The 8,964-nt window shown below is 59.3% G+C and carries 5 protein-coding genes and 3 pseudogenes; 2 read left to right on the top strand and 6 right to left on the bottom strand.

The annotated features are described in order from the left end of the window. Positions 1–213: 213 nt before the first annotated feature. Positions 214–378 (bottom strand): annotated as a pseudogene (locus tag P0D89_RS26100) (IS6 family transposase); the annotation flags it as partial. Positions 379–841: 463 nt separating this feature from the next. Then, positions 842–2,284, bottom strand: coding sequence for a sialidase family protein (locus tag P0D89_RS26095; protein ID WP_408360679.1), 1,443 nt, complete (start codon positions 2,282–2,284; stop codon positions 842–844). A 638-nt stretch (positions 2,285–2,922) separates the two neighbouring features. On the opposite strand from P0D89_RS26095, the pseudogene P0D89_RS26090 reads away from it, so the two are divergent. Further along, positions 2,923–3,117: pseudogene (locus P0D89_RS26090) on the top strand (sensor histidine kinase); the annotation flags it as partial. A gap of 62 nt (positions 3,118–3,179) precedes the next feature. Then, on the top strand, positions 3,180–3,884 hold the full coding sequence (locus P0D89_RS26085) for an IS6 family transposase (RefSeq protein WP_408377458.1): 705 nt from the start codon (positions 3,180–3,182) through the stop codon (positions 3,882–3,884). Between the two features lie 111 nt (positions 3,885–3,995). On the opposite strand, the gene P0D89_RS26080 is transcribed toward P0D89_RS26085, so the two are convergent. The 4 genes and pseudogenes from P0D89_RS26080 to P0D89_RS26065 form a co-directional block, all read right to left on the bottom strand. Next, a complete protein-coding gene (locus P0D89_RS26080) occupies positions 3,996–5,249 on the bottom strand; it encodes a TIGR02270 family protein (RefSeq protein ID WP_408377456.1) in 1,254 nt (417 codons plus the stop codon). Between the two features lie 229 nt (positions 5,250–5,478). Then, positions 5,479–5,924: pseudogene (locus P0D89_RS26075) on the bottom strand (transposase); the annotation flags it as partial. Between the two features lie 114 nt (positions 5,925–6,038). After that, on the bottom strand, positions 6,039–6,572 hold the full coding sequence (locus P0D89_RS26070; protein ID WP_408360665.1) for a DUF6484 domain-containing protein: 534 nt from the start codon (positions 6,570–6,572) through the stop codon (positions 6,039–6,041). 45 nt (positions 6,573–6,617) lie between these two features. Continuing rightward, positions 6,618–8,957: a type VI secretion system Vgr family protein gene (locus P0D89_RS26065; protein ID WP_408360663.1), complete on the bottom strand. Its 2,340-nt coding sequence runs from the start codon at positions 8,955–8,957 to the stop codon at positions 6,618–6,620. Positions 8,958–8,964: the final 7 nt, after the last annotated feature.

Here is an 8,964-nt window from a genome sequence, read left to right as displayed (position 1 = left end):
CTCGATAGAGGTATTGCCACTTTCTCGAGAACGGGCAGAAGCTTGATGGCCCAGCGATGAACCGTCGAATGGTCTACGGCGACTCCGCGTTCAGCCATCACCTCTTCCAGGTTGCGCAGGCTCAGCCGATAGGCAAAAGGAGTTTCGCCGGTTTCGTCGCATTAGCGGAGGCAGGTGGTATGCTGCGGACCTTTCAAGAATGAAATGAAGGACAACGGTCGAATGATCGACCGAGATACCGCGCTCCGCCATCATCTCTTCGAGATGGCGAAGGCTCAGCGGGTAGGCCACATACCAGCGCACGCACGTCAGGATAACATCGAGCGGATAGTGCAAGCGCTTAAGCACGCGCGCTACTGCTGGATTCAGAGTCTTCATAAAGCGTCCGATCGTTCGGCTTTCGAACGTCACATGATAGCCCAACGCCTTACTGCGACAGTTCCGCACGCGATCTGTGACCGGTCCAAGGTGTGCTTGGGTCATTCAGCCCGGAAGCCCGGATGGCTTTTAAGGTCGAAATAAGGCGGCCACTAAAAGGGCGTGTCGCGGGGTGTTCTGCATCCGGTACGCCTCGCGCGTCGCTCTTCACGGCGACGTGACTATGCTTGGCGAGCATTGACGGCAGGTGGCTGCGCCGCAATGACATGACCTGCGAGAAGTCGCTTATTCAGGGTTGGGGCGTTGGCGCTATACGCTCCTATACCACGTTTCCCTTCGCTTGCACGCATTCCATGTACGTAAAATCGTATCCTTGCTGCGTGTTCAGTTGTCCCTGCGGCTCGTGGTCGTCGCTCGCAGCGCGGATGTCCGCGCTGCGAGCCAACTGCTCCCGCGCATACTGTTACGGCTGAGCAAACACGTCTGTGCGATTGCCAGGATTTCCTGAGTTTGTTTGCACGAAGAACGGCACGAACGTCGAGCCGATCACGGCCAACCCTTGATAGTCCCCGACGAAGAAGCCCTCGGCGTTCGGCGCGGTCTTGAGGTCGAATGCCCCCGCCAGATGTATTTCATTTGCGAACGTCGTTCCCTTATCCGTCGATGTCGTCTGCCAGATATCCGTCGGCAGTGTCGCGGTGTTGCCATCCGCCAGATTGCGGAAATCGTAGTACGTCACCGCAACGGTCCCCGACGAATTGACGTTAATGCTTGGATTGAATGCCGGCCGTCCCGTGGGCGTATTGACCTGGATCGGTGCGCTCCAGGTGCTGCCGCCGTCTTTTGAAGTAGAAAATGCGATCTCATCGTAGTGCCCGCCATTGAAGCGGGAATCCTGCCAAACGACATAGAGTTGCCCGGTCTTCGGATCGATCGCGGGCTCGGGAATAATGTCTCCTGAACGGACCGCTTCACCGGTGTTCGGATCAAACACCGATACGGTCTGCAAACCAGAGATGATTTTCGGCTTCGTCCACGTTGCGCCGTCGTCGGTCGATTTGATGAACGCCACCTTGCCGGCCGCTTTCGAGAACGGCGGAGAGATCAGGTTGAAGAAGTCATAGAGCGTTCCGTTCTGCGAGTTGACCACGATCTGGTTGCCGATCGTCTGCTGCCGCGAAGGCACCGTCACGATCACGGAAGGCGGACTCCATGTCATGCCGCCATCGGATGTCTTCGAGAACATCGATGGCCCCCGGAAGGCGGCCGTATGCCTGTTAGCGTACGGATTGCCGTTCGGCAGTTCCAGCCGGTCCCACACTGCATAGGCGACGCCTGCCTTGACAGGATTTGCCGTCACCGATTCCTTGTCGTTGAAGAATTGCAACGTTGGCTCGTTGTTGGCGATGACGATGCTCGGGTTCCCCCACGTCTGGCCGCCGTCCTTCGAAACCGCAGCGACGACCGCATTGCTGTTGTTAGATTGATTGAAGGAGATCGAAACAGCGTACGCCGTGCCATCGGGGCCGATCGACACCCACGGATCGGACGCGCGCTCGTAGCCGGGCGCGCCCGCGCATGCACTGAAAGGCAGTGCAACTGGCGTGCCCCATGTAAAACCGCCATCGAACGACGAGCTGGCAACCAGGCCGTGGGCGCCACCGTTGTCCCATCGGTCCTGCTGCCATACGCCGATAAGGTTCGAGGGATTATTCGGGTTCGTGGCGACCCAAGGCTCGACTTCGGCATTCACGTAGCTCGTGCCGGGGCCGCCTATGGTGCAAGTGGCAAAGAGACTAGGACCGGAGACCAGGATGGGCGCAGCCCGACTGGTTGTAATGCTTGTTGCGAGGACAACAGCGAGCGGAATGCCGCTCAAAAGTGTACGGGGCTTGTTGCAACGCATGGAAGACTCCTTCTCCATTGCGGCCTGAAACAGCCCACAGTAGCGTGCTGGCAGTTGCGAAAGAGGTGGAGCGGCGTTGCACCTTCGCCTGAGGTCTAAACGATGGCATCGTCGGCGCGCCTTGTTTCCGCCATTATCCGCCCGCCACACTCACTACCGCTTCAACTGCCACAGACCGCGAGCGCTGATCACCGCCAGCGCGTCGGTCAAGACTTCACTACCAAATACGAAATGGATTTTTCACGCATCAGAAACTTCGTCACGCTATGACTGGACTCTTTGCGAAGACCAACATTTGTCAGATGCGTGGATTGGACTTTAGATCGTGGCAAAGGACGTTGCGGGAATTTTTTGTAACGATTGAAAGCGATACACATTCTTATCTGTCCAGCCGTAGCGGGCTTGCCGCGGTCGCATGAGGCGATAGTCGGCCAATTTGAGACGTTCGGCTGCGTCGCGCGAACGGCCGCTTCCGAGTCAGCCTGCCCCAAGATCGCAGCCTCCTCCGCCCTGAAGTAACGATGGCATTCGTTCGCTCTCTCAATGGGGTTTTCTTCCGATCGAAATTTGTCCCCAATTCGGGCATAACATAGGTGGCTGATGGTCCTCGACACCCGCATGCGGTTGGAGACACCTACATGCGACTTGCTGACTTTATCTCGCGAGACATCGAGCCGATTCTGGCGCAATGGGAGGCGTTCGCCGCCACCCTCGTGCCGGCGGCGGCAAACATGGAATCGTTGGCATTACGCGACCACGCGCAGCAGATCCTGCACGCCGTGGCAAAGGACTTGCAAACTTCACAAACCAGGGAAGCCCAACGCGAAAAATCATAGCTCTGTCGCGCTAAGTCGTTCAGGTAAAATTTGGTCTACGGAAATTTGCGAAACCGACGATGGCCAGGACGAAGACGCCGCGAACGACACTGCCTGCGGGCGTGGCCCGGGTACTGAAACGACTGCACTGTCCGTTGGAAGTGATCCTGCTGTGTGTGCGGTGGTATGTGGCCTACTCGGTAAGCCTGCGTGATCTCGAAGAGATGATGGTCGAACGGAGTTTCGAGGTCGACCATTCGAGCGTGCATCGCTGGGTGATCAAGCTGGTGCCGTTGTTCAAGAAAGCCTTTCGCAAGCACAAACGTCCGGTCGGCAAGAGCTGGCGGATGGATGAAACCTACGTCAAGGTACGCGGCCAGTGGAAATACCTCTACCGCGCTGTGGACAAGGCCGGCAACACCGTCGATTTCCTGCTTCGGGCCCATCGTGACAAGGCTGCAGCGCGTCGCTACTTCGAGAAAGCCATCGGTCAGAACGGCGCACCTGAGACCGTTACCATGGACAAAAGCGGCGCCAATCTGGCCGCCCTCCAGGCCCTCAACGCTGAACGGGAAACGCCCATCAAGGTCCGGCAGGTCAAGTACTTGAACAACATCTTCGAGCAGGACCATCGGGCCATCAAACGCCGAATCAGGCCAATGATGGGTTTCAAGGATTTTCGCTGCGCCCGCATCATCCTGTCAGGCATCGAAACGATGCATATGATCAGGAAAGGGCAGATGAAAGCTGATGGCATTGCGCGAGCTGCTGCCGAGCAGTTCTAATCGTTGGTCATATAAGGAATCCTGACCGTAACGTAACTTTCTCGCCTTGCGACCTTATCGCGACACAACCCGTGGGAACGGCCTTTTATCTGATTTCGCACAGCATCTTGGTCAGCGCCCCCGCTCGAGCCATCGCCGCTGACGCCACGACGGTGCTGCGCAATCGAAAACTATTCGGTCCGCTCGCAACAAACAGCCCCAATACGCTGCCGCGATCCGTTGCCGCTGGTAGCCATCCAGTAGGACCTGAGCGCAGTGTGGAGCAGACGGCGGCGCACCAACGAAGTAACGGCTGCCGGTAGGAAAACGATGAGCATTTTCGTGCCACCATCGTGCTACTTTTTCCGGGTCCGGCCACGGCAAGCCATAATCCTCGTCGAGCGCGACATCGTCATCGTGAGGATCGTCGTTCGGACCTGCTTCAACTTTCTCGGGCGGCTTTTGATCGAGATCGAGCCACGCAAGGTCTATCCCTGTGATCCAGCTGAACGCTTCGCCCGCGAGGCGCGTGAACCGCAAGTCCGACATGAGGCCAATCAGCCACGGCACGTGGCTGGGGTCACCTGCCGCAGCGACGCTTCGTATCAGTTCACGGCCATGGCCGCGGTCTTTCGCGATCTGCACGAGCAACGAATGGGCAGCACTAAGCTCCGTGGCCATCAGCGCGAGTTGCAGTGGATTTCGGCTGAGTCGTGACGGTTCGCGGCCAAGGTCGATAAGCTTGGCCAGCGCGGCACTACGGTCGCCAAGCAGCACCCCTGACCACGCGGCCCAGAATCGGCATTGCGCATCAGGATCACCGAGCGACCCGATACAGCGAGGAAGAAGATCGTCTCGCCCGAGGTCGCCCGCTACTTGCAACGCCTTGGCACGAAGAGACGGCTCCGGATCGACGATCGCAGTTTCGAGATGCTTGCCTGGATCGACGCGGTGCATCGCGCAACTCGCAATGCCCACCATTCGCCGGAAATGGCTGGTGGATTGCAACAGACCACTGACGAGGCCTTTCAGTTCTTGCCCGCTCACCCATCCAAAGGCGGCGATCAACCCGGTTCTTGCGCTGGGCAGCGTCTCGGCGATAGAGAGGAGCGTATCGACTCCCTGCTCATTCGCATCCTCGATGGCGCGTACTGTCGCCGTAAATATCGCGCCCGCACTCGCCGTCGCCAAGGCTGTTTCGCAACATTTCCAGCCCGCCTCACCTGCTACGGCAATTCCATCGAGATGCGCGGCGATACGTTCATCGAAACGGCCAATATGGCGGACTTTCACATGAGGAGCCCGCACCAGCATTGAGCGCGTGCTCCATAGGTCCGCCGCGTCCTCAACGTGCCTCGACACGATCTGGAGGATCGGCCTTGCCATCGCAAACCTCTCGCCACGCGAGACGTCCCCATCGCGCAACCTGACGACCTAAAATCTCCTTGGGCCTCGCTGAGGAAAGTCCGTCTTGCGCGTCAAGCACGCAACGGCGCATCGCAGCCCGGCCCTTCGAACAAACGATCGTCGTCGGTGATCAGGGTCTCTCCCGCCAGTTTATGAATCGAAAAAGTCGGCCAGTGGAAGCCGTTCGTGATCTCGTTGCGGCTCGCGTCGTCAGGATGAGCGCGAGCGGCGTGCCGCAGGTGCCCGTGACGACTCGCCGGACGCATCCGGATCGTGTGCGACCGGCGGTTTTCGGCTCAGTTTTCCCGCCGTCGCAATCGCCCCAACAGAAGTGGAACTGATGACGACGCGAGAAAAGTCGATCCGGCCGGCTGCACGCAACTTCGCGAGCAGGATCTGATGGAGCGGATCCCAGACTCCGGCCCGTTGCCATTCGCGCAGGCGCCGCCAGCAACTGATACCCGATCCGCAACCCATTTCGGCGGGCAGATCGCTCCATCGAATGCCGCTCTTGAGCACGAACAGAATCCCCGTCAGCGCGGCGCGATCGGCCACCGGTTTGCGCCCCGGGTACCGGAAGCGCCTCGGCTTGGCCGGCGGTAAAAGTGGTTCGATCAACGCCCACAATTCGTCATCGATGATTGCTTTGGCCATCTCCTCGGTCCGCCTTCGCAACGGTCGAGGTTCACAGCCTTGCGGTTGAGCCAATAGTCCTCGAAGCTCTTCTTGAAACGTCCTCGAAGCACGCTTGCCGACCGGCTGCGGACCTCAGTTCAGCTGAACCGATCCGCCTGTGATGCGATTCGCTCCAGACGAACGACTCGACACATAGGTGCCCTTGATCAGCACTTTCCCCGCCTTGGTGAGCGTGATAGAGGCGTTACCGCAACGAAGTACCAGTTGTTCACGCGCGCTCACGATCAATCGCTCGCCGTCTACATCGACTTCAACGTTTCCTGCGTTGCTAGTGGACGGCGCAACACTCCCCTCGTGCATCACGCCGATAATCACTGGCCTGCGAGGATCCGAGTCCTCGAACATCAGCGCTACGCGACATCCGATATGCGGTTCATGCAGATCGACAAGCGTCTGCGCGGCGATCGCGGCCGGTCCCTCCTGAACGGGATAGCGAACCAGCGGCGTATGCCCCTCTTCGGCGATAGCCAGAAGTTCACCGATGACCAGTCCGGCAAATACGCCAGACGAGCGGGATTTGCGGGATCTGCGGGATGGCCGTGTCCGCGTGTCGCCCAGCGAGCCTTCGCGAGGCTCCTTTGCTGTCGAGAACTCTTCATATTCCATCCGGTCTCTACCACTCATCGCAAACCCCCATCGGTGTACTTCCCTTCAATTCTGCAAGATCTTCGATCCTTTCATCACGATATCGCTACTCGCCTTGGCGTTGATCTTTCCACTGCCATCAACGGTAATGTCCTTTCCCTTGATCAGGATCGTCCCATCTTTCTTCATGCTGATGCTGGCGCTGCCGGTGGTAATCGTGATCGATTCCCCCGCATCAATGACGAGATTCTTCCCGACCGACAGCGCATCATCCTCGCCCACAGAAGTGGTGCGCCCTTTGCTGACCGTACTCGTCTGCGCGCCGCTGATGGTTTCGCTCGCATCGGCCGCCACTGTCACAGTTTGACCTCCGCCCACATCGAGCGACTGATCAGACCCGACGCTAGTCGACTGAGACCCGGCGATTCCCACCGTCTGACTTCCGCCCACATTCACCGTCTGATCGGCCCCGACGGTGACAGCCTGGTATGCCCCAACGGTCACCGCCTGAAACGCGCCCACCGTCACCGCCTGAAACGCACCGACTGTCACCTCCTGCGCGCCGCCCACCGTGATCGTCTCGTTGATCCCCACGGTATGCGTCCGCTGCAACGCGACCGTCGCTGTCTCACTCGCCTCGACTGTCTTCGTCCGATTCGACCCGATCGTGATTTTTTCATTGGCGCCGACCGTTTCGGTACGGTTGACCCCAATCGAAATCGTCTCGTTGTTCCCCACGGTCTCGGTGCGGTCATGCTTCACATGAGTGGTCTCGTCGTTATCCACGTTTTTCTTGCGATCGTGCCCGACCCAATGCGTCTCGTCATGCTCCACCTCGATGTCCTGGTTCTTCTCCGCATGGAGCAGCACCTGTTCGGCGCCCTTCTTGTCCTCGAAGCGCAGTTCGTTGCAGTTCGCGCCGCTGCCGCCCTTGCTCGAGCGGCTCTTGATCCCCGATTGCGTCATATTCGCGGGCAGCTCGTAAGGCGGCATCTGCTCGGCGTTATAAACACGCCCGGTGATGATCGGCCGGTCGGGATCGCCCTCCAGAAAATCGACGATCACCTCCTGTCCGATGCGTGGGATTGCGACGGCTCCCCAACCCTTGCCCGCCCAGGGCTGCGATACGCGCATCCAGCACGAACTGTTCTCGTCGCGCTTGCCGAGGCGGTCCCAGAAGAACTGCACTTTCACGCGCCCATAGTTGTCGGTGTAAATCTCATCGCCGCCAGGTCCGACCACCGCAGCCGTCTGCGGTCCCTGCACAAATGGCTTGCGCGTCGTTCGCGCCGGCGCGAATGGCTGTTTCGCGTCAATCGCCGAAAACCAGCATTCGCATCGACTTGGCTGGCTGCCTTCGAACGCTTCGTAATCGGCCAGATCGATTTCGTAGCGCGTGCGCGTCACCAGATACTGGGTGTTCTGATCAGTGCGCGGATGGCGCTCCAGCTTCAACAAGCTCCCGATGCGTACGCTCATGCTGTTCGTTCTGGCATCCACCTGGTGCCAGTTGATCCCCGCATCTTCGCCGAGCAATGACTCGGCCCACAATTCGTCGGCGCGCGCCTTCGCCCTGCTCTCCCCATGGTCCGGATCGACGTACCCCCCGGGATAATCGAAGTGCTCGAGATCGCCAAACGCATCGAAGCCGGGCATGCTCTTTACCGCCTTCTTCTGCAATGGCCGCGAAGGATGCTTGAAGTCGTAGTCGGTTACAAGCCAGCTGTGCGTCTCGATCTCGCGACGGGCCTGCCACTCGCTCACATATTCGGCGCCTGGCGCCCCGCTTAACACCGCACCGTACGGCAGCGATTCGCACCCCGGCACGCTCTCGTGTGTCGCAAGCGTGTCGGTCAGTATCAGCGACTCCTTGCCGTCGCGATCCTGATACCAGTAGTAGATCCCTTCATCTTCCAGCAGCCGGCTGACGAAATTGAAGTCCGACTCGCGATACTGCACGCAATACTCGCGCGCGGGGTGCTTGCGCGTGTTCGCCTTCCATTTGATCTCGCCAAATTCCACGCTCTTGTAGACCGGGTCCGCGAAAATGGCCTTGACGATATCCTCCACACTTTTGTTCTGAAAGATCCGGCAATTGGCGCGCCGCGTGAGTAACCAGAGCGACGGCCTGACCGCGGCCTCGTACACATGCAGCCGGCCGCGCATACCGGTCTGCCTGAATCCGACTACGTAGCCCGAGAAAATCCGCGGCTTCCCGTTCGGCACGTGGAGCGACACCGTAACGCGCTTTCCGAGGATGCGCCGGAAATCGAGGTCCGGGCGCTTGGACACCAGTGTCAGGTCGTAGGTGAACATGCGTCCCAGTTCGGCGGCGGCACGCATGCTCAGAAATTGGATGTCGTCGCCGAGCGGTGTATCGATCGTGACGAGCCGCGGCTGGGCCATGATCGGC

It is taken from the genome of Paraburkholderia sp. RL18-085-BIA-A (assembly GCF_046027075.1).
Lineage (GTDB): Bacteria > Pseudomonadota > Gammaproteobacteria > Burkholderiales > Burkholderiaceae > Paraburkholderia.
The sequence above is the reverse complement of the archived record's forward strand: the minus strand, read 5'-3'. Positions and strand labels throughout refer to the sequence as shown.

Bases quoted from the DNA above. Each gene is read 5' to 3' on its own strand.
- P0D89_RS26065 (WP_408360663.1), bottom strand. From the start codon at position 8,957: ATGGCCCAGCCGCGGCTCGTCACGATCGATACACCGCTCGGCGACGAC.
- P0D89_RS26095 (WP_408360679.1), bottom strand. From the start codon at position 2,284: ATGCGTTGCAACAAGCCCCGTACACTTTTGAGCGGCATTCCGCTCGCT.
- P0D89_RS26070 (WP_408360665.1), bottom strand. From the start codon at position 6,572: ATGGAATATGAAGAGTTCTCGACAGCAAAGGAGCCTCGCGAAGGCTCG.
- P0D89_RS26085 (WP_408377458.1), top strand. From the start codon at position 3,180: ATGGCCAGGACGAAGACGCCGCGAACGACACTGCCTGCGGGCGTGGCC.
- P0D89_RS26080 (WP_408377456.1), bottom strand. From the start codon at position 5,249: ATGGCAAGGCCGATCCTCCAGATCGTGTCGAGGCACGTTGAGGACGCG.